The 23,994-nt window shown below is 71.4% G+C and carries 21 protein-coding genes; 6 read left to right on the forward strand and 15 right to left on the reverse strand.

Going from position 1 to position 23,994, the window contains the following annotated elements; genetic code table 11:
- Nucleotides 1-42: 42 nt before the first annotated feature.
- Genes rlmH through proB form a run of 4 tightly spaced genes read right to left on the reverse strand, consistent with a single transcriptional unit; the run spans nucleotide 43 to nucleotide 3,396 of the window.
- The gene (rlmH, locus tag P1V51_12730; GenBank protein ID MDF1563905.1) at nucleotides 43-498 is read right to left on the reverse strand and encodes a 23S rRNA (pseudouridine(1915)-N(3))-methyltransferase RlmH; all 456 of its coding nucleotides are present in this window, start codon (nucleotides 496-498) and stop codon (nucleotides 43-45) included.
- Entirely contained in the window at nucleotides 495-899 is a 405-nt protein-coding gene (gene rsfS / locus P1V51_12735) for a ribosome silencing factor (protein ID MDF1563906.1), read from the reverse strand. The genes rlmH and rsfS overlap by 4 nt, the downstream gene beginning before the upstream one ends.
- Nucleotides 900-954: 55 nt before the next feature.
- Nucleotides 955-2,241 (reverse strand): glutamate-5-semialdehyde dehydrogenase, encoded by a 1,287-nt coding sequence (locus tag P1V51_12740; protein ID MDF1563907.1) that lies wholly within the window; start codon nucleotides 2,239-2,241, stop codon nucleotides 955-957.
- A 12-nt stretch (nucleotides 2,242-2,253) separates the two neighbouring features.
- Complete coding sequence (gene proB, locus P1V51_12745) at nucleotides 2,254-3,396, reverse strand: glutamate 5-kinase (GenBank protein MDF1563908.1); 1,143 nt, start codon at nucleotides 3,394-3,396, stop codon at nucleotides 2,254-2,256.
- A 116-nt stretch (nucleotides 3,397-3,512) separates the two neighbouring features.
- Between proB and hflX the strand changes: the two genes are divergently transcribed.
- On the forward strand, nucleotides 3,513-5,183 hold the full coding sequence (gene hflX, locus P1V51_12750; protein ID MDF1563909.1) for a GTPase HflX: 1,671 nt from the start codon (nucleotides 3,513-3,515) through the stop codon (nucleotides 5,181-5,183).
- Between the two features lie 13 nt (nucleotides 5,184-5,196).
- Nucleotides 5,197-5,562, forward strand: coding sequence for a hypothetical protein (locus P1V51_12755; GenBank protein ID MDF1563910.1), 366 nt, complete (start codon nucleotides 5,197-5,199; stop codon nucleotides 5,560-5,562).
- 3 nt (nucleotides 5,563-5,565) lie between these two features.
- On the opposite strand, the gene yhbY is transcribed toward P1V51_12755, so the two are convergent.
- From yhbY to P1V51_12770, 3 genes are read right to left on the reverse strand one after another with little or no spacing between them, the layout of a single operon-like run.
- Entirely contained in the window at nucleotides 5,566-5,853 is a 288-nt protein-coding gene (gene yhbY, locus P1V51_12760; protein MDF1563911.1) for a ribosome assembly RNA-binding protein YhbY, read from the reverse strand.
- Nucleotides 5,850-7,718 (reverse strand): J domain-containing protein, encoded by a 1,869-nt coding sequence (locus P1V51_12765; protein ID MDF1563912.1) that lies wholly within the window; start codon nucleotides 7,716-7,718, stop codon nucleotides 5,850-5,852. The genes yhbY and P1V51_12765 overlap by 4 nt, the downstream gene beginning before the upstream one ends.
- Nucleotides 7,719-7,753: 35 nt before the next feature.
- Complete coding sequence (locus P1V51_12770) at nucleotides 7,754-10,363, reverse strand: O-antigen ligase family protein (GenBank protein ID MDF1563913.1); 2,610 nt, start codon at nucleotides 10,361-10,363, stop codon at nucleotides 7,754-7,756.
- A 59-nt stretch (nucleotides 10,364-10,422) separates the two neighbouring features.
- Between P1V51_12770 and P1V51_12775 the strand changes: the two genes are divergently transcribed.
- From P1V51_12775 to P1V51_12785, 3 genes are read left to right on the forward strand one after another with little or no spacing between them, the layout of a single operon-like run.
- Nucleotides 10,423-11,730 (forward strand): UDP-glucose/GDP-mannose dehydrogenase family protein, encoded by a 1,308-nt coding sequence (locus tag P1V51_12775; GenBank protein MDF1563914.1) that lies wholly within the window; start codon nucleotides 10,423-10,425, stop codon nucleotides 11,728-11,730.
- A gap of 1 nt (nucleotide 11,731) precedes the next feature.
- Entirely contained in the window at nucleotides 11,732-12,028 is a 297-nt protein-coding gene (locus tag P1V51_12780) for a hypothetical protein (GenBank protein MDF1563915.1), read from the forward strand.
- Nucleotides 12,025-12,759: a glycosyltransferase family 2 protein gene (locus P1V51_12785; GenBank protein MDF1563916.1), complete on the forward strand. Its 735-nt coding sequence runs from the start codon at nucleotides 12,025-12,027 to the stop codon at nucleotides 12,757-12,759. Before P1V51_12780 ends, P1V51_12785 begins: the two co-directional genes overlap by 4 nt.
- On the opposite strand, the gene P1V51_12790 is transcribed toward P1V51_12785, so the two are convergent.
- Both P1V51_12790 and P1V51_12795 read right to left on the reverse strand, forming a co-directional pair.
- Nucleotides 12,729-13,673, reverse strand: coding sequence for an SDR family oxidoreductase (locus P1V51_12790; protein ID MDF1563917.1), 945 nt, complete (start codon nucleotides 13,671-13,673; stop codon nucleotides 12,729-12,731). The genes P1V51_12785 and P1V51_12790 overlap by 31 nt on opposite strands.
- A 10-nt stretch (nucleotides 13,674-13,683) precedes the next feature.
- Entirely contained in the window at nucleotides 13,684-15,009 is a 1,326-nt protein-coding gene (locus P1V51_12795) for an alkaline phosphatase family protein (protein MDF1563918.1), read from the reverse strand.
- Between the two features lie 25 nt (nucleotides 15,010-15,034).
- Here P1V51_12795 and P1V51_12800 point away from each other — a divergent pair, with 25 nt between their 5' ends.
- Entirely contained in the window at nucleotides 15,035-16,093 is a 1,059-nt protein-coding gene (locus P1V51_12800) for a nucleotidyltransferase family protein (protein MDF1563919.1), read from the forward strand.
- Here the strand turns inward: P1V51_12800 and P1V51_12805 are convergent.
- The 6 genes from P1V51_12805 to P1V51_12830 all read right to left on the reverse strand — a co-directional run bounded on the left by P1V51_12805 (nucleotide 16,048) and on the right by P1V51_12830 (nucleotide 23,994).
- Nucleotides 16,048-16,992, reverse strand: a complete 945-nt coding sequence (locus tag P1V51_12805; protein ID MDF1563920.1) for a GDP-L-fucose synthase — start codon at nucleotides 16,990-16,992, stop codon at nucleotides 16,048-16,050. The two genes, P1V51_12800 and P1V51_12805, sit on opposite strands and share 46 nt — an antisense overlap.
- On the reverse strand, nucleotides 16,989-18,041 hold the full coding sequence (gmd, locus tag P1V51_12810; GenBank protein MDF1563921.1) for a GDP-mannose 4,6-dehydratase: 1,053 nt from the start codon (nucleotides 18,039-18,041) through the stop codon (nucleotides 16,989-16,991). The genes P1V51_12805 and gmd overlap by 4 nt, the downstream gene beginning before the upstream one ends.
- Nucleotides 18,038-20,170 carry a polysaccharide biosynthesis tyrosine autokinase gene (locus P1V51_12815; GenBank protein ID MDF1563922.1) on the reverse strand — a complete coding sequence of 711 codons (2,133 nt, stop codon included), beginning with the start codon at nucleotides 20,168-20,170 and terminating at the stop codon, nucleotides 18,038-18,040. Before P1V51_12815 ends, gmd begins: the two co-directional genes overlap by 4 nt.
- A 143-nt stretch (nucleotides 20,171-20,313) precedes the next feature.
- Nucleotides 20,314-22,218 carry a nucleoside-diphosphate sugar epimerase/dehydratase gene (locus tag P1V51_12820; protein MDF1563923.1) on the reverse strand — a complete coding sequence of 635 codons (1,905 nt, stop codon included), beginning with the start codon at nucleotides 22,216-22,218 and terminating at the stop codon, nucleotides 20,314-20,316.
- A gap of 10 nt (nucleotides 22,219-22,228) precedes the next feature.
- A complete protein-coding gene (locus tag P1V51_12825; GenBank protein MDF1563924.1) occupies nucleotides 22,229-23,386 on the reverse strand; it encodes a DegT/DnrJ/EryC1/StrS family aminotransferase in 1,158 nt (385 codons plus the stop codon).
- Complete coding sequence (locus P1V51_12830; protein ID MDF1563925.1) at nucleotides 23,383-23,994, reverse strand: sugar transferase; 612 nt, start codon at nucleotides 23,992-23,994, stop codon at nucleotides 23,383-23,385. Before P1V51_12830 ends, P1V51_12825 begins: the two co-directional genes overlap by 4 nt.

Here is a 23,994-nt window from a genome sequence, read left to right on the forward strand (position 1 = left end):
ACGTGGACGTGTACGTTCACGGTGGGCACCGAGGCACTCGAACTACTTGTGGTAAGGCTCCCCCTTCAAAATCGTCGCCGCCCGATACAACTGCTCCAGCAGCACGACCTTCGCCAGGCGATGGGGCAAGGTCATCGGCCCCAGGGCCAGCAGCTCGTCGGCCGCGGCCTTCACCTCGGGGGAGAGACCCTCGTCCCCGCCGATGACCAGGATCACGTCCCTCCCCTCCCGCCGCCAGGCCTCGAGGCGGCGGGCGAAGGCGACCGAGTCATGGCTCTGACCCTCGGCATCGAGGGCGACCAGGCGGGCCTTGCCCAGGGCGGCGAGGATCCGCTCGCCCTCCTCCCGCATGGCCACGCCGGGCTCCCGCTTCCGCGAGGCGGGCAGCTCCACCAGCTCGAGGGAGAGGTAGTGCTTCAGGCGCTTCGCGTAGAGCGCCGTCGCCGCTTCGAAGGGACCGGCGGACCTCTTGCCGATCGAGATGAGGCGCAGCTTCAAAAGGCCGGGCGCGGCGGGGCGCCGGGGATGCTCACCCGGCGGGCGTCGGCCCAGAGCCCGTCGAGGTCGTAGTGGTAGCGCGCCTCCTCGTGGAAGACGTGCACCACCACCTCGCCCAGATCGATCAGCACCCAGCGGGAGCCGGTGGCCCCCTCGGTGCCCAGCGGACGGTGCCCCTCCTTCTTCGCCTTGCGCTCGAGGGAGTCGGCGAGCGCCGAGACCTGCCGCTCGTTGCTGGCGGAGAGGAGGAGGAAGTAGTCGGCGTAGGCCGAGAGGCCGGTGGCATCGAGCAGCACCGGCTCGAGGGCCTTCTTGTCCAGGGCTTCCTGGGCCAGGACCAGGGCGAACTGCTCCACCTCCGGCTTCGCGACCTGCGGGTTCTCGACGGCCTCTGCTGCCATACCTCTTGCTCTCTCCTCTTCGGGCGCCTCGTTGGGTGACACCCGTGGCCCCCTTTTAGCCCCGAATCTGTCCCTCGCCTAGCACGACGAACTTCCGGGCCGTCAGCTCCTGCAGACCCATCGGGCCGTAGGCGTGCATCTTGGTGGTGGAGATGCCCATCTCGACGCCGAGGCCGAGCTCTCCGCCGTCGTTGAAGCGGGTGGAGGCGTTGACGATCACGCAGGAGGCGTCGACCTCGGAGAGCCAGCGCCCCTGCGCCTCCTCGTCCTCGGTGACGATGGCCTCGGTGTGGAAGGAGCCGTGGGCGTCGATGTGATCGAGGGCGGTGTCGAGGTCCGGGACCACGCGGACGGCGAGGACCAGATCGAGGAACTCGGCGTCCCAGTCCTCCTTCTCCGCGACGGTCACCTTGTCCGGCGAGTCGGGGCCGCCGAGGATCTCCAGGGCCCGGTCGTCGCAGCGCAGCTCGACCCCGGCCTCCATCAGCGCGTCGGCCATCCCCGGCAGGAAGGCCTCGGCGATCTCCTCGTGGACCAGGAGGGTCTCCGCCGCGTTGCAGACCCCGGGGCGCTGGGTCTTCGAGTTCAGCACGATGGCTCGCGCCTTCTCGAGATCGGCGGCGGCATCGACATAGACGTGGCAGACCCCCTTGAAGTGCTGGATCACCGGCACCCGGGCGTTCTCGACCACGAAGCGGATCAGGCCCTCGCCGCCGCGGGGGATGGCCAGATCGACCAGCCCGGTCAGGCGCAGGAGGGCGAGGATCGCGTCCCGGTCGGTCTCCGCCAGGAGGGTCACCGCGGAGCGGGGCAGGCCGACCTGGTAGAGGCCGGCGCCGATCGCCTTGGCGAGGGCGCGGTTCGACTCGATGGCCTCACTGCCGCCGCGCAGCACAACCGCGTTGCCCGAGCGGATGCAGAGGGCCGCCGCGTCGACGGTGACGTTGGGCCGGGCCTCGTAGATCATCGCGATGACCCCGAGGGGGATGCGCATCCGGGCGACCCGCAGCCCGTTGGGGCGCTCGGTCTCCTCCTCGAAGCGGCCCAGGGGATCGGGCAGGCCCGCGACCTCCCACACCCCGTCGGCGATGGCCTTCAGGCGCGCCTCGTCCAGGAGCAGGCGGTCGAGGAGGGCCCCCCGGGTCCCCCGCTGCTTGGCAGCCGCGAGGTCCGCCTCGTTCGCCGCGAGGATCTCGTCCTTCGCGGCGAGGATGGCCTTGGCGATCGCGTCGAGGGCCGCGGCCCGCTTCTCGCCGGTGGTGGTGCGCAGGGTCCGGGCCGCGGCGCGGGCCGCGAGGACCTGCCGCTCGACCTCGGTGACGAGCTCAGGAGAGATGTCCATGGCGGCGGTCTATCACAGCAGCACCAGCTCGTCCCGGTGCACCACCACCTCCAGGGTCTGGTAGCCCAGGAGGCGGGCGATCTCGGAGGTCTTCTGCCCCTGGATCTGGCGCACGGCCTCGGCGCCGTAGGTGGCGAGCCCCTGGGCGAAGACCTCGCCGTCGGGGCCGGCGAGCTCGACGACGTCGCCCTCGGCGAAGCTGCCCTCCACCGAGGTCACGCCGGCGGGCAGGAGGCTCTTGCCCCCGGTGGTGATGGCGCGCTTCGCGCCGCCGTCCACCACCAGGCGGCCCCGCGGCCGGGTGGCGTGAGCCAGCCAGCCCTTGCGGCCCGCGAGCCGGCTCGGCCGGGGCGGCACCAGGGTCCCGAGATCCTCCCCCTGGAGGATGCCCCCGAGGATCCCCGGGGTGCGGCCGGCGGCGATGACGGCGGGCACGCCCAGCTCGGCGGCCATGCGCGCCGCCTGGAGCTTGGTGCGCATCCCGCCGGTGCCCAGGGCGGTGGCGTGGGCCTTCCCGCCCGAGCCCTGGCGCAGCTGGGCGAAGCGCGGATCGTCCAGCTCGAGCAGGGAGATCCGCTCGGCGTCCTGGCTGTGGCGGGGGTCCCCGTCGTGGACGCCGTCCACGTCCGAGAGCAGCACCAGCAGGTCCGCCCCCACCAGGCCGACGCAGAGGGCGGCGAGCTGGTCGTTGTCCCCCACCCGCAGCTCCTCGGTGCCGACGGTGTCGTTCTCGTTCACGACCGGGACCAGCCCGGCCTTCAGCAGGCGGCCGAGGGTGTGCCGGGCGTTGAGGTAGCGCTTGCGGTCCCCGACGTCCTCGTGGGTGAGCAGCACCTGGGCGACCTGCAGATCGTGGCGGGCGAAGGCCCGGGCCCAGCGCTCCATCAGCCGCACCTGGCCGGCCGCCGCCGCGGCCTGGAGGGTCACCACGTCCCGGGGACGCCGGCGCAGGCCCAGGGGGGTCAGCCCCACCGCGATGGCCCCCGAGGAGACCAGCACCACCCGGCGCCGCCCGGCGTGGAGGCTAGCGATCTCCTCGGCCAGCCGGGCGACGGTGCGCCGGTGCAGCCCCGCGCCGTCCGAGAGGGTCGCCGAGCCGACCTTGACCACCACCCGCCGGGGGGAACCGATGATGCGCTTCCGCTCTGTGCTCACCCGGCGGAGCATGGCACGAGGGCGCGCGGCGGACCAAGACTCTCCCGCGGTCCCCCTCTCGCCAATCCCACGCCGGCGCGATAGGTGAGCGCTCTCGAGAAGAAGAGGAACCGGTCATCAAAGACATCCACGGAAACACCCGGGGCCTGAAGCCCAGCCAGCAGAAGCGCCTCGAGGCGACCTACCGCCGCAAGGTCTCCCCCGAGGAGATCGTCAGCCCCGAGCTGGCCCGGCACCTCTGCGAGCTCTCCCGGGAGATCGGCCGCCAGGTCGGCGTGCTCCTCGACCGCCGCGGCGCCGTGGAGTCGGTGATCGTCGGAGACGCCCAGAAGATCGAGCTGCCGGACATCGGCCGCGCCCGGGCGGGGCAGGTGCGGCTGCGGGGCCTGCGCCTGGTCCACACCCACCTCAAGCCCTCGGTGCCCGACCGCGACGACCTCACCGACCTGGCGCTGCTGCGCCTGGATCTGGTGGCGGTGATCCACGCCGGGCCCGACGGACTCCCGGGCGCCTTCGCCTGGGCCCACCTCCTGCCCGACAACCCCGACGGCGACCTGTGGCGTATCGAGGAGCGGCGCTCGGTCCACGAGGGCCTGGACTGGCCGGCCGGCACCCAGATCCAGGACCTGGAGGATCAGCTCGCCTCGTCGGCCCGCCGCCTGCGCACCGTCGAGGGACAGGAGCGCGCCATCCTGGTGGGGGTCTGCTCCGAGGCCCGGCACGTGGGCCAGGCGCGCCTCGACGAGCTGGCCGAGCTGGCCCGCACGGCGGGGGTCGAGGTCGTCGACAGCCTGCTGCAGATGCGGCGCAAGGTGGATCCCAAGACCCTCATCGGCCGCGGCAAGCTCGAGGAGCTGAACCTGCGCGCCATGCAGCAGATGGTCGAGGTGATCCTCTTCGACCGCGACCTGGCGCCCTCCCAGGCCCGGGCGGTGGCCGACGTGACCTCGGTGAAGATCCTCGATCGCACCCAGCTGATCCTCGACATCTTCGCCCAGCGCGCGCAGAGCAACGAGGGCAAGATCCAGGTCGAGCTGGCCCAGCTGCGCTACACCATGCCGCGCCTCGCCGCCCGGGACGACTCGCTCTCCCGCCTCACCGGCGGCATCGGGGCGCGGGGCCCCGGCGAGACCAAGCTCGAGGTGGATCGCCGCCGCGTGCGCGATCGCATCGCCCGGCTGGAGAAGCAGCTCGAGGCCATCGCCACCTCCCGGGCGACCCGCCGCTCGCGGCGGGTGAGCCGGGACGTCCCCACGGTCGCCATCGTCGGCTACACCAACGCCGGCAAGAGCACGCTGCTGCGCTCCCTCACCAAGGCCGACGTGCTGGTCGAGGACAAGCTCTTCGCCACCCTCGACACCGCCAGCCGGCGGCTGCGCTTCCCGCAGGAGCGGGAGGTGGTGATGGTGGACACCGTCGGCTTCGTCCAGGATCTACCCCGCGCGCTCGAGGCGGCCTTCCGGGCCACCCTGGAGGAGATCGACGAGGCCGACCTCCTGCTGCAGGTGGTGGACGTCTCGGACGAGGACTACCTCGCCAAGATCGAGGCCGTGGAGCGGGTCCTCGACGACCTTGAGGCCGGGCAGCAGGCGCGGCTGCTGGTCTTCAACAAGGCCGACCGCCTGCCCCGCGAGAAGGCCGAGGCCATCGCCCGCCGCCACGAGGGCATCGCCATCAGCGCGCTGAAGCGAGAGGGCCTGCGGGAGCTGCTCGAGCACGCCGGCGGCATCCTCTTCCGGGAGGCCGAGGGGGAGCGCGCTCGCCTGGCGCTGGCGGATCTCCCGTAGTATCTCTTGCTCCATGGTCCAGCTGGCCACCTTCGCTCTCCTCGTGCAGGAGGGCGGCTTCGATCTCGACTTCCTGGAGCGCAACCGCCACATCATCTACCCGGCGGTGGGCGTGCTGGTGATCATCCTCCTGGGCGCCTCGGTCATCTCGGCCTGGCGCACGCCCAAGGTCGAGGGGGCCGAGAAGGCCCGCCTCAAGGGTGAGGTGATCCGGGCGATGCGCCAGAACATCGGCTGGATCACCGCGGCCGAGCTCGCCGAGCGGCTCGATGTCGACCTCGCCCTGGTGGTGCAGATCCTCACCGAGATGAAGGAAGAGGACGTGGTCGTCTCGGCGACGATCCAGAACCTGGTGAACTACCGCCTGCGCGGGATCTGAAGCTCAGTCGGGGAGCTTGATCTTCGGCTCCTCGGGGTGCGCCCGATAGAGCAGGAAGGTCTTGCCCAGGACCTGCACCAGCTCGGCGTCGCAGGCCTCGGCCAGCTTCGCGCCGACCACCTTCTGGTTCTCGGGCGCCTCGCGCACCCGCACCTTGATCAGCTCGTGATCGAGGAGCGCAACCTCGGCCGCCCGGATCACGCCCTCGGTGACCCCGGCCTGCCCGACCCGGACCACGGGCTCGAGGTGGTGTCCCAACCCACGCAGATGTCTTCTGGCCTTGCCGTTCATGCCTTCTTCTTCTTGGAGGGGATCTTGGCCCCGAGGGCCTTGGCCCTGGCCAGATACTGCTTCATCGAGTCCTTGTCACCGTAGGCCTTGGCGATCCGCGCCGCGTTGAGGAAGGCCACGCCGCACTCCGGGCCGAACTTCATCGCCCGGGTGATGAGCTCCAGGGCCTTGGGCTTCACCGCCTCCCGGTTCTCAGCGCTCACCACCGTCACCCAGGCGAGGTAGGCATAGGCCCCCGCGTCCCCCGGGTCCTGACCGATCCGCTGGTTGAGGGCGTCCCGCGCCTTCGCGTAGTCCTTCTGCGAGAGCATCTCCTCGAAGGGATCCCACTGCGCCGCCTCCTGCTGGGCGCTCTCCTCCTCGGCCTTCGCGCCGAGGTACTCCTTGCGCTTGGCCTCGGAGTCGAGGGCCTTGTAGGCGGCGGTGAGGCGGTCGAAGATCGTGCGGTAGTCCTGCTGCAGCGCCTCGGGCGCGTCGGGCACCCGGTCGGGGTGGAAGATGCGGATCCGCTTGTTGAAGGCGGCCTTCACCTCCTCGTCGGTGCAGCTCTGCTTCAGGCCGAGGACCGTGAAGTGATCGCCCTTCTCCACCCGGGCCATCATCTTGGCGGCCCGCTCCTCCTGCTCGCTCCAGTCCTTCGCCGGCTCGGGCGGCGGCGCCGGCGCGGCGGCCTCGGGCTGGACCTCGACCACCCCCGCGAAGGAGAGGAAGCGGCACTCGGCCAGGAGCAGGGCCAGGCGCAGGAGGGTCCCGCCAGAGTCACCCTCGGTCTGGGCGAGCTGGGCGGGAGAGTGGACTCCGTCGAAGAGGGGATAGAGCCGGGTCTCGGCGGGGCCGAGGCGAAGATCCTCCACCTTGCAGCCGGCGACGTTGGTCTTCATCGCCGGCGCCTCGAGCCTCGGACCGAGGCGCTCACGCACCTCGGCCTCGGTGATCAGCCGGGCGGCCTTCACCAGGAACTGGTAGGGGTTGCTGCCGAGCGGGAAGGCGTCCGGCGGGGGCGGCACGTCGCGCTGGACCAGAAAGCTCCCCTCACAGAGCTGGAGGATCTCGAGGTAGACCTCACTGGCCCAGGCCGCGAGGTGCTGGAAGCCGGTCCCGGGATCCATCAAGCCCTGGGCGAAGAGCGCGGCGGTGAAGCTGCCCCCGAAGTTCGACGCCCCCGCCTCGGCCTGCTGCTTCTGGGCCTCGGCCAGGTGCCCCTTCTCCACCAGCCACTCCCCCAGCGCGGTGAGCTCGCTGTCGACGTGCTCGGGCTTGCCCTTCTTGTAGTGGACCACCGAGACGCCCCCGGGGCCGACGAACTCCACCCGGGCCGTGAGCTCCGTCGCGGCGATGGTGAAGGCGAGGCGCAGGGCCGAGGTCTGCGAGAGGTCGCCCTGATCGGGCAGCTCGAGCTCGGAGATCGGCTCGGGGGCGAGGACCGAGGGGTCGAAGGCCGCCGGGGGTGGGGCGTCCGGGGCGAGGGCGGAGGGATCGAAGACGGCCCCCGGCGAGGGATCCGGCGCGAGGGCGGAGGGATCCAGGGCGGCCCCCGGGGAGGGCGCGAGGGAGGAGGGATCCAGAGCCACCGCGGCCGCGGCGACCTGCTGCTCGACGTCGGTGACCTGGATGGTCAGCCCGGGGGGCGGCGGGAGCCGATCGACGTCGGCGGGATCGACCCCCCACCACTCGGTGTCGAGGACCTCGCGCAGCTCGGGGAAGCGGCCGATCTGGACGAAGTTCTCGCCGTCCGCCGAGGCCTGGAGCTGCCCCTTGAAGAGCTTCTGCGGGATCAGGAGCTCCAGGGTGGAGGCCTGCAGCGGCCCCCAGCGCTTACCCTCGTCGTTGCGGATCCAGTATTGCTGCGGGGTGACCTCGTCCATGGCTCTCGTGGCGAAAAGGTAGCACGCAACCCGAATCAGCGGCCATCGCCGGCCGCGGGCGGCGGCGGCTCTCGCGGCGCGTCGAGGGACTCGAGCCGGCGCTGGATCCGCTGCCGCTGGGCCCCCCGGGTCCGCTCCAGCGCCTGCTCGTAGGCCTCCGCGGCCTCCGCCGGGCGCCCGAGCTCTCGCAGGAGATCGCCCATGGCGATCGGCGCCGCCGCGCTCTCCTCGTTCTGCCGGGCGGCGAGGCGATAGGCCTCCAGCGCCCGCTCGGGCTCCCCCTGCCGGGCGAGGAGCTGGCCCCGGAGCAGGTGGTAGGTCGCCCGCTGGCCGCGTCCGCGCAGGCCGGAGGCCCGGGCGAGCGCCTCGTCGGCGCCCTCGAGGTCCCCGGTGGTCAGCAGCAGGCGGGTCAGCTCGAGGGAGAGGGTCGGGTCGCCGGGGAGCCGGGCGAGGCCCTGCTGCAGCACGGCGCCCGCGGCGGCCAGATCGTTCTGGCCTCGATGGATCCGGGCCAGCAGGAGGGGTCCGCGGGGATCGAGGGGCGCGAGGGCCTGGAGCCGGGTGGCGAGCTCGAGGGCCCGCTCCGCTTCGCCCTCGCTCCGCGCCGCGGTGGCCGCCAGCGCCAGCAGATCCGCCGAGTCGGGCCAAACCTCCAGGGAGCGGGTCGCGATCTCCAGGAGATCGGCCCACCGCTCGCGCCGGGCGAGGTAGTTCGCCAGCTCGGTCCGGGCGCGCTCCTCCTCGGGCAGCGCCCGCGCCAGGTCCTCGAGGGCCGGGAAGCTGCGCTCGGCGCTGGCGAGCACCGAGGGGATCGGGTGACCCCAGCGCGCCGCGAGGCGGTACTCGAGCAGCGCCTGCTCCCGCTGGCCGGCCCGGGTCAGGAGGATCGCCGCCAGGAGGTGGGCGAGGGGCTCGGTGGGCGAGAGGTACATTGCCCGGCTGACCCAGCGCATCGCGGCGACCTCCTCGCCTCGCTCGGCGAGGGTGCGGGCGGCCACGAGCGCGACCATGTGATCGGTGGGGTGGCGCCGCTGCGCCTCCCGGGCCCGCTCGAGGAAGACCGGCGTCTCGAGCTCCCCCTCCTGGAGCGCGGCGAGGTCCGCGTCGGCGAGCCCGCGGGAGGCCAGGCCCAGGCCCGCGGCCCCGAGGAGGGCGACGCCGCCCAGGAGGGCGAGGGCCGGCAGCCGGCCGAGGCCGAGCTCCCGCTTCGTCGCCTCCTCGCCCTCCCCCCGCTGGCGGCCGCGACAGGCCAGGGTCAGGGCCAGGGTCGCCGGGATGGCCACCCCGCCGAAGACCGTGGAGAAGTCCGCGAGCTCGTGGACCCCCAGCGCCGCGAGGCCCGCCACCACGCCCGCGCCGCGGGGCGAGGCGACCACCCGGGCGCCCTGCACCAGGAGGAAGGCGAAGACGAGGACGAAGAGCGTCCCACCGATCAGGCCGAGCTCGGCGAGGGCCTGCACCGGCTGGCTCTCGGCGTGGGAGAAGGTGCCGACCCGGGCGATGGTCCGGTAGACGGGGAAGGTCAGCGCCCAGGCGCCCCGCCCCACCCCGGTGAGCCAGTGGCCCTGGATGAGCTCCCGGCCGTCCCGCCAGATCGCCAGGCGCATCTCCCCCGAGAGCGCCTCCTCCCCGCCGAGGGTCTGCAGCTCGGCGAGGACCGGCTCGAGGGCGAGGTAGGCGACGCCCGAGAGCACCGCGACCACCCCGACGAGGGCGAGCCCCAGCGGCCACCCCCGCGCCCGCAGCGGCCGCCGGTCCTCCGCGACGAGAGCCTCGCGCCCCCGGAGCCGGGCCTGCAGGAGGGCGAAGACCGCCAGCCCCACGGCCCACCCCACCATCCCGCCGCGCGAGAGGGTCAGCACGCAGGTGATGGAGACCCCCACGAAGACCGCACCCCAGAGCAGGGCGAGGGGCCGGGTGCGGGCGCCGAAGGCGAGCCCCAGGCACAGGGGGGCCAGCAGCCCCAGCAGCGCCGCCAGGTGGTTGGGGTTGACGAAGCTCGCGAAGAGGAAGCCCCGGGGCGGCACCGGGAAGACACCGTAGATGAGCTCGAGGCGGGCGAGCTTCTGACCGAAGGCCAGCACCACCAGCAGCGCGGCGAGCGCACCCAGGTAGAGCGCGATCCGCCGGCGGCCGTGGCGCGAGCGCGCGAGCTGGGTCACCACGAGGAAGAGGAGGAAGAAGGTCGCGTGGCGCGCGACCTCCAGCGCCGTCGCGGCCGGGTCGAGGGAGACCGGGCGCCAGGCGGGCCAGGCGCCGAGGTCGCCCAGGGAGTAGGCCAGGAGCTCGGCCGAGCGCGGCGCCAGCAGCTCCAGCAGGGCTGGCGGCAGCGGCAGGAGCTGCAGGGCCTCCAGCCCCAGGAGCAGGCCCAGCCCGAGGGTCGCCCAGCGCGGCAGGACGAGGCGCCCTCCCCCGCGCAGCGCGAGGAGCAGGCCAGCGGCCGCGAGCCCGACCCCGAGCAGCTCCAGCGCCGTCGCCCAGAGGTGCACCGAGCCGAGGGCGAGGGGGGCGAGGAAGAGGGTCAGGACGACGGCGCCCTCGGAGACGCGGGCGAAGGGACCCCGGGGTCCTCGCGCCCGCGACCGGCGCTGACGACGCCCGGTCTCGGCGGCGGGATCCCTGCGGCTCGAGGTCGACTCGCTCATCGCGGCCCAGCCTACCGGGCGCTGGCTTTTGGGTCGATCGATGATAGGGCTGACCGGCCATGAAACTCGCCGTCGTCGGAACCGGATACGTGGGCCTCGTCGCTGGCACCTGTCTCTCGGAGACGGGTCATGACGTGGTCTGCATCGACATCGATGCCGCCCGCATCGCCCTGCTCGAGCAGGGTCAGATCCCCATCTACGAGCCCGGCCTCGAGGAGCTGGTCCGCCGCAACGCGAAGGCCGAGCGCCTGACCTTCTCCACCGATCCGGACGCCGTGCGGGGCGCCGAGGTGATCTTCGTCGCCGTGCAGACCCCCCAGGACGAGGACGGCTCGGCCGACCTCACCCACATGCTCGAGGCCGTCCGCGACATCCTCGGCCGCTGCCGGGACGACGCCATCCTGGTGCTCAAGAGCACGGTGCCGGTGGGCAGCGCCGACCGGGTCTGGGAGCTGGTGCACGAGCTGCGGGGCCCCGACACGAAGGTCGAGGTCGCCAGCAACCCCGAGTTCCTCAAGGAGGGCGCGGCGGTCGACGACTTCCAGCGGCCGGATCGGGTGGTCATCGGCCACCGGACCGAGCGGACCCGGCAGGTGATGGGCGACCTCTACGCCCCCTTCGTCCGCACCGAGAACCCGATCCTCTTCATGGACCACCGCAGCGCCGAGCTGACCAAGTACGCCTCGAACGCGATGCTGGCCACCCGGATCTCCTTCATGAACGGCGTGGCCCTCCTCTGCGAGGCCACCGGCGCCGACGTGGATCTGGTCCGCAAGGCCGTGGGCGCCGACTCCCGCATCGGCTACCCCTTCCTCTTCCCCGGGGTGGGCTACGGGGGCAGCTGCTTCCCCAAGGACGTGCAGGCCCTCCTCCACACCTCCAAGGTCCACGGCGTCGAGCTGCCGATCCTGCAGGCCGCCGAGGACGTGAACGTCCGGATGCGGCTGCTCCTCCTCCGGAAGGCGAAGCAGCACTTCGGGGAGCTGAAGGGCCGCAAGGTCGCGGTCTGGGGCCTGGCCTTCAAGCCCAAGACCGACGACGTCCGCGAGGCGCCGGCCCTCTACCTGATCCGGGCGCTGGTCGAGGCGGGCGCGAAGGTCGAGGCCTTCGATCCGGCGGGCACCGTGAACGCGAAGCGGGCGCTCGCCGATCTCGGCGAGGCCGTGACCTACCACGAGCGCAACTACGACTGCCTCGAGGGCGCCGAGGCCCTCTTCCTCATGACCGAGTGGAACGCCTTCCGCCGGCCCGACTTCGAGCGCATCCGGTCGCTGATGGCCACCCCGGTGGTCTTCGACGGTCGGAACATCTACAACCGCGAGCGGCTGCTCGAGCAGGGCTTCGTCTACCACGGCGTGGGGCGCTGACATGATGCGACGTCTTTCCTTCCTCCTTTCGATCCTCGCCCTCACGGCCCTCGGCCTCGCCGCCGCGGGCTGCACTCACCCCTGCCTGAAGCTGGCCGAGCAGATCTGCGAGTGCGAGCCGGGGGAGATCGAGAAGGAGGCCTGCGAGCGCGAGATGAAGTCGGCCTACGACAGCGCCCGGGTGAACGAGCTGAAGGCGCAGGCCGACACCTGCACCGAGCTCCTCGACACCTGCGACTGCACCCGGCTGGACACCGAGGAGGGGCGCCAGGCCTGCGGCCTCGCCCGGACGCCATGAGCGCGCACCGCCCCAAGCTCTCCGTGGTCATGCCGGCCTACAACGAGCTGGCCACCATCGACGAGATCCTCGAGCGCGTCGCCGCGGTGCCCATCGAGAAGGAGATCATCGTCGTCGACGACGGCTCCACCGACGGCACCCGGGACCACCTGAAGGAGCTCGAGGAGCGCTGGTCCGGCGAGGAGCACCCCCACGCCACCCTCCGGGTCTTCCTGCAGCCGCAGAACGGCGGCAAGGGCAAGGCCTTGCGAACCGGCTTCGCCCACGCCCGCGGCGAGGTGACCATCGTCCAGGACGCCGACCTCGAGTACGACCCGGACGACTACCCGAAGGTGGTCGGCCCGATCCTCGAGGGCCGGGCGGAGGTGGTCTACGGCAGCCGCTACGCCGACATCGGCCCGCGCGACCTCCTGGACTGGCACACCTTCGGCAACCAGCTCCTCACCTGGTCGAGCAACCTGCTCACCGGGCTGCGCCTCTCCGACATGGAGACCTGCTACAAGGCGTTCCGCACCGAGCTGCTCCAGTCCCTCGACCTGCGCGAGGATCGCTTCGGCTTCGAGCCGGAGGTCACCGCCCAGCTCGCCCGCCGCGGCGTGCGCCCGATGGAGGTCGGGATCGCCTACGAGAGCCGGGGCTGGGACGAGGGCAAGAAGATCGGCTGGAAGGACGGCGTCGAGGCCTACCGGGTGATGCTCACTCAGGCGTTCGACCGGCTGCGCTCCCGGTAGTAGTCCAGGGTGCGGGAGAGCCCCTCGATGAGGGGCACCTTCGGCTCCCAGCCGAGCACCTGCTTCGCGCGGGTGATGTCCGGGCAGCGCACCTTCGGATCGCCGGTGGGCAGCTCGCTGTAGACCAGGGGCAGCCGGGTGCTGGCGATCGACTGGAGGGTCTCGGCGAGGGAGAGCATGGAGTGCTCCTCCGGGTTGCCGATGTTCACCGGCAGCACCTCGCTGGAGTAGAGGAGGCGCTCGATGCCGTCGACCTGATCCTCGATGTAGCAGAAGGAGCGGGTCTGGCGGCCGTCGCCGAAGACGGTCAGGGGCTTGTCGGCGAGCACCTGGGAGATGAAGGCCGGCACCACCCGGCCGTCGCCCAGGCGCATGCGGGGGCCGTAGGTGTTGAAGATGCGATCGATGCGCGTCTCCAGGCCGTGGGTGCGGTGGTAGGCCATCACCAGCGCCTCGCCGAAGCGCTTGCCCTCGTCGTAGACCCCCCGCGGTCCGATGGTGTCGACGTTGCCGAGGTAGCTCTCCTTCTGCGGATGCTCCAGCGGATCGCCGTAGACCTCGGAGGTGGAGGCCTGGAGGAAGCGCGCCTTCTTCGCGACCGCGAGCCCCAGGGCGTTGTGGGTCCCCAGGGCGCCGACCTTCAGGGTCTGGATGGGCAGCTCCAGGTAGTCGATGGGGCTGGCCGGCGAGGCGAAGTTGAGGATGAAGTCCACCGGTCCGTCGATCTCGATGAAGCGCGTGATGTCGTGCTCGAGGAAGGTGAAGCGCTCGTTGCCCTCGTGGTGGGCGAGGTTGTCCGGGCTGCCGGTGATGAAGTTGTCGACCCCGATGACCTCGTGGCCCCGCTCGAGGAAGCGATCGACCAGGTGGGATCCGATGAATCCGGCGGCTCCGAGGATGACGGTGCGAGGCATGGCTGTCCTTCTACCACCGGGAGGTGCCCAGGGTCCCCCCGGGGGGGTCGAGGCCCAGCGCCGCCATCGCGGTCGCGAAGACATCCTGGATCACGAGCCCCTCCAGGCGACCGCGGCCGGGGAGGGAGGGGTGCCGGGCCAGGTAGACCCCGTCCGGGTGGTGGTTCGCCCCGTCGGGGCCTGCGTCGTTCCCGGCCGTCCAGACCGAGTCACCCGGCGTGCCCAGGGCCCGCCAGCGCAGGTCGTCGAAGTAGACCAGCAGATCCGGCGGGTGCCCCTCGAGGGCCCGATAGAGCTCGCGCGGCCGGAGGACGCGGGTCCGGGCGGGCTCGCCGGAGGGTCCGGTGATCGCCTTCAGGCCCACCTCGATCCGCTCCAGGAGGGCGTCGGCCTCCTCGGGGGCGACGAGGCCCCCGGGCTGCCGGCCCCGGAGATTGAGGAGGATCCGGCCGCAGTAGCCGCCCTGGCCGACCGCCCGGCTCCGGCGCCAGTCGGGCCTCCCCGCCTCGTCGAAGGAGAGCAGGCCCTCCCGGCGCAGCCACTCGTTGATCCGCACGGCGCCCTCGAGGCGCTGGGCCCCGTGATCGCTGACCACCATCACCGCGCTCCGGGGGCCGGCCGCGTCCAGGCAGGCGGCGAGGTGCTCGTCCAGCCGGCGGTAGTAGCGCTCGATCCGCGCCTCGCCCTCTCCCCAGAAGACGTGGTGCATCCGGTCCACCCCGATCTCGACGATCACCGCCAGCGCCCAGGCCGGCTCCCGCAGCCAGCGGGTGAAGAGCCCGAAGCGCGCGTCGGTCATCGCGTGCACGGCGCGCTCGACCTCGTCGGGAGCGCGGGCGCGGAAGCCCTCGAGATCGAAGGCGTAGTCCTCCGGCAGCTCGTCCACGAGCGCGGGAGGGCTGGTGCAGGGCACGTCCCTCCCCGGGCAGAGGATCCCGCTGACCAGCCGGCCCCGGTGCCTCCCCGGCGCCGGCGGCGGCCAGGTCTGGGGGACGCCCACCACGATCGACTCGCGCCCGGCCTGCGAGGCCAGCTCCCAGAGGCGGGGCGCCCGCACGGTGCCGGCGTCGGGCAGGCCCACCTCACCGGGGCCCCAGCCCTGCCGGTGCCCGAAGCCGTAGAGGCCGAGCTCTCCGGGATCGCGGCCCGAGAACATGCAGGACCAGGCCGGGATGGTGATCGGTGGATCGCAGCTGCGCAGGGGGCCGAAGGAGCCCTCCTCCATCAGCCTCGCGAAGGTGGGCAGGCGCTCGCGCCAGCGCTCGAAGACCAGGCCCGGCGCCAGGCAGTCCAGGCCGACGATCAGGAGACGCGCTGGGGACGGGACGCTCGCCACCCTGCTGTTATAGGTTGGAATCGCGATGAGCGACCCCGGGAGAAACGCCTTCGCGCTGCGGACCCTGCTGGCCGAGCGGCTGCAGCCCGAGGAGGAGCGCCGCGCGCCGGCCGAGGCGTGGATCGAGCGCGCCTCCTCCGCCGGCCTCGAGCACGTGCTGGACTTCGCGCGGCGGGAGGGGGTGAAGCCGCTGCTGGCGAAGGACCTGCTCGCCGAGCCCGGGGATGGGCTCCCTCCGGCCCTCCGGGAGAGGCTGGAGCAGAGCCTGCGCCTGGCCCGCGGCCACCATCTGCAGCAGGCCCGGATGCTCCAGGAGGTGGGCGAGTGGCTCGACGCTGCGGACGTCCCGCACGTCGTCTTCAAGGGCCCCTCGCTGGCCCACCGCCTCTACCCCGAGCCGGCGACCCGGCAGGCCACCGATCTCGATCTGCTCGTCCCGCGCGACCGTCGCGACGAGGTCCTCCGGGGCTTCGCTTCCCGGGGCTACACCATCCACCGCGCGGCCGAGCGCGACAGCCACGAGTGTGACGTCCTCGGCCCCGCCGGCGCCATCGATCTGCACTGGGATCTCTTACGGCCGGGCCGGCTCCGCTTCGATCTGGCTGCCCGCGTCCTCACGAAGAGGGTCCGGCGCGGGGCCCTCTGGGTGCCGCGCGACGCCGACCTCCTCCTCCTGGCCCTGATCCACCCGGCGATCACCGAGCACGTGACGGCCCGCCTCCTCAAGGCCGTGGACCTGGATCTCGCCCTGCGCCTCCTCGCCCCCGCCTGGGGGGAGACCCTCGAGACCCTCGGGCGCCTGGGCCTGCGAACGGCCGCCTGGGCCCAGCTGACCTGGACCCGGAGCTTCTTCGCCTCCCCGCTCCCCCTCGAGGTCGAGCGCACCCTGGAGCCGCCCGGCTGGCAGGCCCGCTACCTGCGGACCTGGCTCAACCGCGATCCGGCGGCGCAGTACCCCGAGCACCGTCACCTGGTGAGGGCTGGCTTCAGCCTCGCGCTCCACGACAGCCCCCTGGACGTCATGCGGGCGCTGGGGAGCTACGCGGGCTCTCCGGCGGGGTGGTTCTCCCGGAACCACGCATAGGCCGAGGCGACCCCCTCCCGCAGCCCGATCCGGGCCTCCCACCCCAGCCCGCTCAGGCGCGAGACGTCCAGCAGCTTGCGGGGTGTCCCGTCGGGTCGCGAGGTGTCGTACTCCAGCGCCCCCCCGAAGCCGACGACCTCGGCGACGAGCGCGGCGAGCTCCGCGATGGAGATGTCCCGGCCGACCCCGACGTTGAGGATCTCGGGGGCGTCGTAGTGCTCCATCGCAAAGAGGCAGGCGTCCGCCAGGTCGTCCACGTGGAGGAACTCGCGCCGAGGCTTGCCCGTACCCCAGAGAGTCACGGCCTCGGCTCCCCGCTCCTTCGCCTCGTGGAACTTGCGGATCAGCGCCGGCAGGACGTGGGAGGTCTCCAGGTCGAAGTTGTCCCCGGGACCGTAGAGGTTGGTGGGCATCAGGCAGATCCCGGCGAGGCCGTGCTGCCGGCGATAGGCCTGCACCATCTCGATGCCGGCGATCTTGGCCAGCGCGTAGGCCGAGTTCGTCGGCTCCAGCGGACCGGTGAGCAGGTATTCCTCCTTGATCGGCTGCGGCGAGAGCTTGGGGTAGATGCAGGAGGAGCCCAGGAAGAGGAGCTTCTTCGCGCCGTGCCGCCAGGCCGCGTCGATGACGTGGGTCTGGACGAGGAGGTTCTCCCGGATGAAGTCGGCCGGGTAGGTGGCGTTGGCGACGATCCCGCCGACCTTCGCCGCAGCGAGGAAGACGTACTCGGGCTGCTCCTCGGCGAAGAAGCGCTCCACCGCGGCGGCCTCGCTGAGGTCGAGCGCGTCGCGGCCCCGCAGGAGGAGCCGCTCGAAGCCCGCCGCCTCCAGCCGCCGCACGATGGCGGAGCCGACCAGCCCCCGGTGGCCGGCCACGAAGACCCGGGCGTCGCGCCTCACTCTGCGCCGCTCCTCGCCGTGACGATGTGGCCGGCGTCCCGGAGGGTCTTCTCCTGCCGCGCGAGCTCGAGGTCGTGATCGACCATCATCGCCACGAGCCCCTCGAGATCGACCTGCGGCTCCCAGCCCAGCGCCTCCCGGGCCTTCCGCGGGTCGCCCTGGAGGGCGTCGACCTCCGTGGGGCGCAGGTAGCGCGCGTCGAACTCCACGTGGTCGTCGAAGGAGAGCCCAAGGCGCGCAAAGACCTTGGCCGCAAACTCCCGGACGCTGTAGGAGCGCCCCGTCGCCACCACGAAGTCGCCGGCCGTGTCGTGCTGGAGCATCCGCCACATGGCCTCGACGTAGTCCCCGGCGAAGCCCCAGTCGCGCTTCGCGTCGAGGTTGCCCAGGTAGAGCTTCTCCTGCAGACCCAGGCTGATGCGGGTGGCCGCCCGGGTGATCTTGCGGGTGACGAAGGTCTCGCCGCGGCGGGGGCTCTCGTGGTTGAAGAGGATCCCGTTGGCGACGAAGAGGCCGTAGGCCTCGCGGTAGTTCACGCCGTACCAGAAGCCCGCGACCTTGCTCACCGCGTAGGGGCTGCGGGGATGGAAGGGGGTCGCCTCGCTCTGGGGGGGCGGCGTGGCGCCGAACATCTCGGAGGAGCCCGCCTGATAGAAGCGGAGCTCCTTCCCGGAGTGGTCGCGGTAGTCCCGGGCGGCCTCCAGCAGGCGCAGGGTGCCGGTGGCGTCCACGTCCGCGGTGTACTCGGGCTGATCGAAGGAGACCTTCACGTGGGACTGGGCGCCCAGGTTGTAGATCTCCTCGGGCTGCGACTTCTCGATCACCCGCCGGAGGTTCGTGCCGTCGGTGAGGTCACCGAAGTGGAGCACCAGGCGGACGTCCGGATCGTGCGGGTCCTGGTAGAGGTGGTCGATCCGCTCGGTGTTGAAGGTCGACGCCCGGCGGATGAGCCCGTGGACCTCGTAGCCCTTGGCCAGCAGGAGCTCGGCCAGATAGGAGCCGTCCTGCCCGGTGATCCCGGTGATCAGTGCGCGCTTGCTCAAGGTCAGCTCGCCTCGGTGGAGGTCTCGGCGTCCTCGCCGTAGTAGGCGCCGTAGTTGCGGTAGTAGCGGTAGTAGTAGCCGCCGTACTCGCGCCGCTCGACGTCGACCTGGTTGAGCACGACGCCGAGGATGCGGGCGTTCACGTCGAGGAGGCTCTCGGTGGTGCTGGCGAGCATCTCCCGGGTCGTGGCGTGCGCCTTGGCGATGACGATGACACCGTCGGAGGCGACCGCCAGCACCTTGGCGTCGGCCACCGCGGTCAGCGGCGGGGTGTCGAGGATGACGCGATCGAAGCGCTCCCCGAGCTGCTCGAGGATCCTGGCGAAGCGCTCCGTGTGCAGCAGCTCCGCCGGGTTGGGCGGGATGGGCCCGCAGGGCAGCACCTCGAGGCCCTCGACCTGGGTCTTCTGCAGCACGTCGTCGAGCTCGACGTCGCCCAGGATGAGGTTGGAGAGCCCCTGCTTGGCCTCGATGCCGAAGACCCGGTGCAGCCTTGGCCGGCGCATGTCCGTGTCGATCAGGCAGACCGTGCTCCCCCCCTGCGCCATCACCACCCCGAGGTCGACGACCGTCGTGGTCTTCCCCTCGCGCGGCCCGGCCGAGGTGACGACGATGCGGCGCAGCGGCTGCTCGGGCGACATGAAGAGGAGGTTGGTCCGGATGGCCCGGCAGGCCTCGGCCACGTGGCCGCGGGGGTTGGCGAGGAGGTAGAGCTCGACGGCGTCGTCCTTCGCGGCCGCGGCCCGCTCGGCGATGAGGGGGATGATGCCCAGGAAGGTCTGGCCCGTGTCGGCCTCGATGTCCTCCTTGGTCTTCACCGTGTTGTCGAGGAACTCGAGGAGGAAGGCCAGGGCGACCCCCAGCAGCAGTCCGAAGAGCGCCGCGATCGTGAGGGAGAAGGTGAGCCGCGGCTTGACCGGCCGCCAGGGCACGGTGGCCCGGTCGACGACCTGCACGTTGTTGGTCGTCTGCTCCCCGGAGAGCCCCGCCTCCTTGGAGCGGTTCACGATCATGCCGTAGATGCGCTCGAGGTTCTCCTTCTGGCGCAGCAGGCGGTTGTAGCCGATCTCCTTCTCGTTGAGCGCGAACGCCTCGCTCTTCTTGCGAGCCAGCTCCTTTGCCGTCCTCTGCTCGGCATCGCGCACGGTCTGGTACTCGTTGAGCGTGGCCCCGACGAGCTTCTGCACCTCCAGATCGAGCTCCCGCCGGGTGGAATCCACGGATCGCTGGGCCTCGATGAGCTTGGGGTGCTTGGCCCCGTAGCGCTCCTCCAGCCCCGCCTTGTCCTTGAGCAGCGCGAAGAGATCCCGCTTGAGCAGCTCCATGGTGGTGGAGCGCGCCACCTCGGGCAGCGCCCCGAGCTCCCCGCCCTCCTTGCGGATCGTCTCGATCCGCTGGGCCCGGGCCTCGAGCTCGATCCGGCGGGTGCGCAGCTGGGTGACCGCCTCGGAGAGATCGGCCAGCTCCTTGGAGACCATGTTCTGCCGGTCCTCGAGGGAGGAGGAGAGCATGTCGTTCTGCTTCCGGAACTCGAAGAGCGCGTTCTCGCTCTCTTCCAGCCGGGGCTTGATCTTCTCCATCTGCTCGTCGAGCCAGCTGAGGGCGTCCTCGGTGCCCGTCGTCCTGCGCTGGAGGTTCGCGTCCCGGTAGGTCTCGGCGACCGCCGTCGAGATCCGCGCTGCCCGCTCGGGATCACGGTCCTCGACGTTGATCCAGACCATCCAGGTCTCCTTCTCGGGGGAGACCGTGACCACGCTGCGCAGGATGCCCACCGCGTCCGAGGCAGCCCGAGCCTCGGCCCGCTTCGCCTCGTCCGTGATGGAGGTTAGCCCCAGGAAGTCGTCGTCTTGGTCCAGACCGAGGCGCTCGACGACCTGACTCAAGATCGCCCGGCTGGAGATGATCGTGTTCTGGGTGCCGTAGAAGTACTGCATCGACCAGTAGCTGGTCGAACCGATGTCCACCACGTCCCGCACCCCCTCGAGCACCTGGGGAGCCCGGGGGTTGATCACGATCGAGGTCGAGGCCCGGTAGATCCGCGGTTGCCGCACCAGCCAGAGGGCGGTGAGCCCCACGACCACCACGAAGGCGGCCAGGATCCACCAGAAGCGCTTCCGGAGGACCGAGAGGTACACCCGGGGATCGAAGTGCGGCTCCGGAGCAAACTCCGGGGGTGCGACGTGAACCTCGCTGGGTGGGGCACTCAAGGGGAACTCCTGGGAACGGCTCGGGTCATGCTATGGCCCCCACCGGCCCCCGGCAAGGAATCGCCCGCACCTCAGGTAGCCTCTGCCGCGGCCTCTGGCTTCGGCACGTCCTCCGCCTCCGAAGGAGGCACCACGTACTCCGGAATCAGGCGCTTGAGCCCCTCCCGGACACCCTCCCCCTCCTTCTCGATGGCCACCGCGATCAGCTCGGCGAGGCGAGCGCCGAGGTCGTCCCAGGTCCGCTCCCGGGTCCGCCCGATGAAGATCTTCGGGTGCCGGGTCTTCTCCGCCTGCTCTTCGTCCACCGAGAGCTCCTCGAAGAGCTTCTCTCCCGGGCGCATCCCGGTGAAGGCGATCTCGATGTCCTCACCCGGGGTGAGGCCAGAGAGGGTGATCAGGTCACGGGCCACATCGACGATCTTCACCGGCTCGCCCATGTCGAGGATGAAGATCTCTCCTCCCTCCCCCATCGCCCCGGCCTGGAGGATCAGCTGACAGGCCTCGGGGATGGTCATGAAGTAGCGCATCATCTCGGGGTGGGTCACCGTGACCGGCCCCCCGGCCGCGATCTGCTCCTTGAAGATCGGGATGACGCTCCCCGCCGACCCGAGGACGTTCCCGAAGCGCACCGCCACGAAGTGGGTCGAGCTGCGCCGGGCGAGGCACTGGACGTAGAGCTCCGCCGCGCGCTTGGTCGCCCCCATCACCGAGGTGGGGTTCACGGCCTTGTCGGTGGAGACGAGCACGAAGGTGCCGACCCCGTACGCGTCGGCCAGGTCGGCGACGCAGCGGGTCCCCCCGAGGTTGTTCTTCACCGCCTCTCCGGGGTTCCACTCCATCATCGGCACGTGCTTGTGAGCGGCGGCGTGGAAGACCAGCCCCGGGGAGTGCTCCTCGAAGACCCGCTTCATCCGGGCGGCGTCGATGACGTCGGCGATGATCGGGACGACCTCCACCGCGCTCTCGGCGATCAGCTCCCGGTGGATGTTGAAGAGCGCGTTCTCGGCCTGCTCGACGAGGAGCAGCCGGGACGGCGCGAAGCGAGCGACCTGCCGGCAGAGCTCGGAGCCGATGCTGCCGCCCGCCCCGGTGACCATCACCACCCGGCCCTCGATGACGGCGGAGATCGAGGAGAGGTCCAGATCGACCGGCTCCCGGCCGAGGAGGTCCTCGATGGCCACCTCCCGGATCCGGGAGAGGTTCACCTTCCCGCCGACGATCTCGTAGATGCCGGGGATGATCTTGGTCTCCAGCCCCGCCTCCCGGCAGACCATGGTCAGGCGCCGGATGTCCTCACCGGAGGCGTTGGCGATGGCGATGAGAGCTTCGGTCGCCTCCAGATCGGCGGCGACCTCGGCGATGTCCGAGGTCGGACCGAGGACCGGGACCCCGTGGACCACGGTGCCCACCTTCACCGGATCGTCGTCGAGGAAGGCCACGGCCTCGATGCCCAGGTCCGGCCGGGCGGCGATCTCCCGGATCACCATCACCCCGGCCCGGCCTGCCCCGATGAGGAGGGTCCTCACCCTCGGGCGATCGCTGCGCTGCCGCCGCGAGCGCTCACCTCGCTCGGAGAAGATCCGGCGGATCACCCGAGCACCGACGACGCCCAGGAAGGCCATCACGAAGTCCATGGCCAGCACCCCCAGGGGGATCCGGACGAACTTCGCGTAGCCGGCGAAGGGCCCCAGGACCAGGCGCAGGGCCACGAGGATCCCCACCGAGAGAGTGACGGCCCAGAGGATCCGCGTCGCCTCCCGGATGCCGATGTAGCGCCAGGCGAAGCGCGGCACGCCGAAGGAGACGAGCACGAGGTACTGGAGGAGCACCACGTAGGGCCAGGTGAAGAAGAGCAGCTTCACCATCTCGAAGCGCGGCTCGAACTCGAAGCGGAAGTAGAAGGCCAGCCAGTAGGCGAGGGAGAGCACCGCGAAGTCCACGGCGACCTGCATTCCTCGCATGGCGAACTTGTTCATCGTCCTAGCTTCAGGCCGGGTGCTTCGCGATCACGTCCCGGACACCCTCGATGACCCGCTCGACGTCCTCGTCGCTCATCCGGGAGTAGATCGGCAGCGAGAGGGAGCGCCGGTAGCAGTCGAGGGCCACCGGGAGGTCCTCGGGTGCGAGACCGTAGGTCTCTCGATAGTAGGGGTGCAGGTGCAAGGGGATGAAGTGCACCGACACACCGATGCCGCGTGCCTCGAGCTCCTTGATGAACTGATCACGCCCGATCGAGAGGGCGCCGTCCATGAGCCGGATCACATAGAGGTGCCAGGGGTGGGGGCGATCCTCGTGGGTGGCGAGGAGCTCCAGGGCCGGCTCGGCCTCGAAGGCGGTGTGGTAGGCGGCGGCGATCTGCTGGCGGCGCTCGAGGAGCTCGTCCGCGCGCTTCAGCTGCACGAGCCCCAGCGCCGCGGCGATGTCCCCCAGGTTGTACTTGAAGCCCGGCGCGACGATCTCGTAGTACCAGTTGCCGTCGGCCCGGTAGCGCTTCCAGGCGTCCTTGGAGATCCCGTGGAGGCGCATCACCCGCATCCGGTCTGCCAGGGCCTCGTCGGCGCAGGTCGCCATGCCACCCTCGCCGGTCGTGAGGGTCTTGGTGGCGTAGAAGGAGAAGCAGGTGACGTCGCCGATGCTGCCGATCTTCCGCCCCTTGTAGGCCGCCGGGTAGGCGTGAGCCGCATCCTCGATGACCTTGAGGCCGTGCTCCCGGGCCGTGGCCAGGATGGGATCGAGGTCGGCCGCCTGCCCGGCGAAGTGCACCGGGATGATGGCCTTCGTCCGCGCCGTGACCGCCGCCGCGACCGCCTCGGGGTCGATCTGCTGGTCTCCCGCCAGGACGTCCACCAGCACGGGCTTCGCCCCCAGGTAGCGCACCACCTCCGCCGTGGCGGCGAAGGTGAGGGTCGGGACGATGACCTCGTCCCCTTCGCCGACCCCGATGGCCTCGAGGGCCAGGTGCATGGCGGCGGTGCAGGAGTTCACCGCCACGGCCTGCTTCGCGTCGACCGCCTCGCCGAAGGCCGCCTCGAAGGCGTGGGCCTTCGGCCCGGTGGTGATCCACCCGGAGCGCAGGGTGTCGACGACCTCGGCGATCTCCTCCTCGCCGATGTCCGGAAGATGGAAAGGGATCCGCTGGCTCACTTGTTCACCACCGCCCTCAGGGTTCGCAGGATCAGCTCCAGGTCACCGGCGAGGGAGTGCTCCTCCAGGTACTCGCGGTAGAGCTCGATCTTCTTCGGCAGCACCTCCTCGAGGTAGGCCGCCTCGGGGTCCTCGGCCGCAGCGAGCACCTCCTCCTCGTTGCGGTAGGTGATCGCCGCCTCGTCCGTGATGCCGGGCCGCAGGGAGAGGATCTCGTCGTAGGCCTCCCGGTAGGCCTCGGCATAGCGGGGCGCCTCGGGGCGAGGCCCGACCATGCTCATCTCCCCGACGAGCACGTTCCAGAGCTGCGGCAGCTCGTCGAGCTTGGTCTTCCGCAGCAGGCGGCCCAGGCGCGTGATCCGGGGATCCCCCCCGGCGGTGACCGCCGCGCCGGCCCGGTCGGCGCCGGTGACCATGGTCCGGAACTTCCACACCTTGAAGCGCGACCAGCCCCGCCCGACGCGCTCGTGACCGTAGAAGGCCGGCCCGGGTGAGTCCAGCTTCACCGCCACCGAGAGGAGGAGGAGCAGCGGCCAGAGCGCAGCCAGACCGCCGCCCGCGAGGGCCAGGTCCAGGAGCCGCTTGGCCTTCTCCTCCTGCTGGTTCAT

The sequence above is a fragment of the Deltaproteobacteria bacterium genome (assembly GCA_029210625.1).
GTDB lineage: Bacteria > Myxococcota > Myxococcia > SLRQ01 > SLRQ01 > JARGFU01.

Excerpts from the sequence above, each read along its gene's own strand:
- P1V51_12790 (MDF1563917.1), bottom strand. The coding sequence starts at position 13,673 with ATGCCTCGCACCGTCATCCTCGGAGCCGCCGGATTCATCGGATCCCAC.
- P1V51_12765 (MDF1563912.1), bottom strand. The coding sequence starts at position 7,718 with ATGGACGAGGTCACCCCGCAGCAATACTGGATCCGCAACGACGAGGGT.
- P1V51_12800 (MDF1563919.1), top strand. The coding sequence starts at position 15,035 with ATGAGCGACCCCGGGAGAAACGCCTTCGCGCTGCGGACCCTGCTGGCC.
- P1V51_12820 (MDF1563923.1), bottom strand. The coding sequence starts at position 22,218 with ATGAACAAGTTCGCCATGCGAGGAATGCAGGTCGCCGTGGACTTCGCG.
- rsfS (MDF1563906.1), bottom strand. The coding sequence starts at position 899 with ATGGCAGCAGAGGCCGTCGAGAACCCGCAGGTCGCGAAGCCGGAGGTG.
- P1V51_12830 (MDF1563925.1), bottom strand. The coding sequence starts at position 23,994 with ATGAACCAGCAGGAGGAGAAGGCCAAGCGGCTCCTGGACCTGGCCCTC.
- P1V51_12755 (MDF1563910.1), top strand. The coding sequence starts at position 5,197 with ATGGTCCAGCTGGCCACCTTCGCTCTCCTCGTGCAGGAGGGCGGCTTC.
- P1V51_12740 (MDF1563907.1), bottom strand. The coding sequence starts at position 2,241 with ATGGACATCTCTCCTGAGCTCGTCACCGAGGTCGAGCGGCAGGTCCTC.
- P1V51_12785 (MDF1563916.1), top strand. The coding sequence starts at position 12,025 with ATGAGCGCGCACCGCCCCAAGCTCTCCGTGGTCATGCCGGCCTACAAC.
- yhbY (MDF1563911.1), bottom strand. The coding sequence starts at position 5,853 with ATGAACGGCAAGGCCAGAAGACATCTGCGTGGGTTGGGACACCACCTC.
- P1V51_12780 (MDF1563915.1), top strand. The coding sequence starts at position 11,732 with ATGATGCGACGTCTTTCCTTCCTCCTTTCGATCCTCGCCCTCACGGCC.
- P1V51_12770 (MDF1563913.1), bottom strand. The coding sequence starts at position 10,363 with ATGAGCGAGTCGACCTCGAGCCGCAGGGATCCCGCCGCCGAGACCGGG.
- P1V51_12775 (MDF1563914.1), top strand. The coding sequence starts at position 10,423 with ATGAAACTCGCCGTCGTCGGAACCGGATACGTGGGCCTCGTCGCTGGC.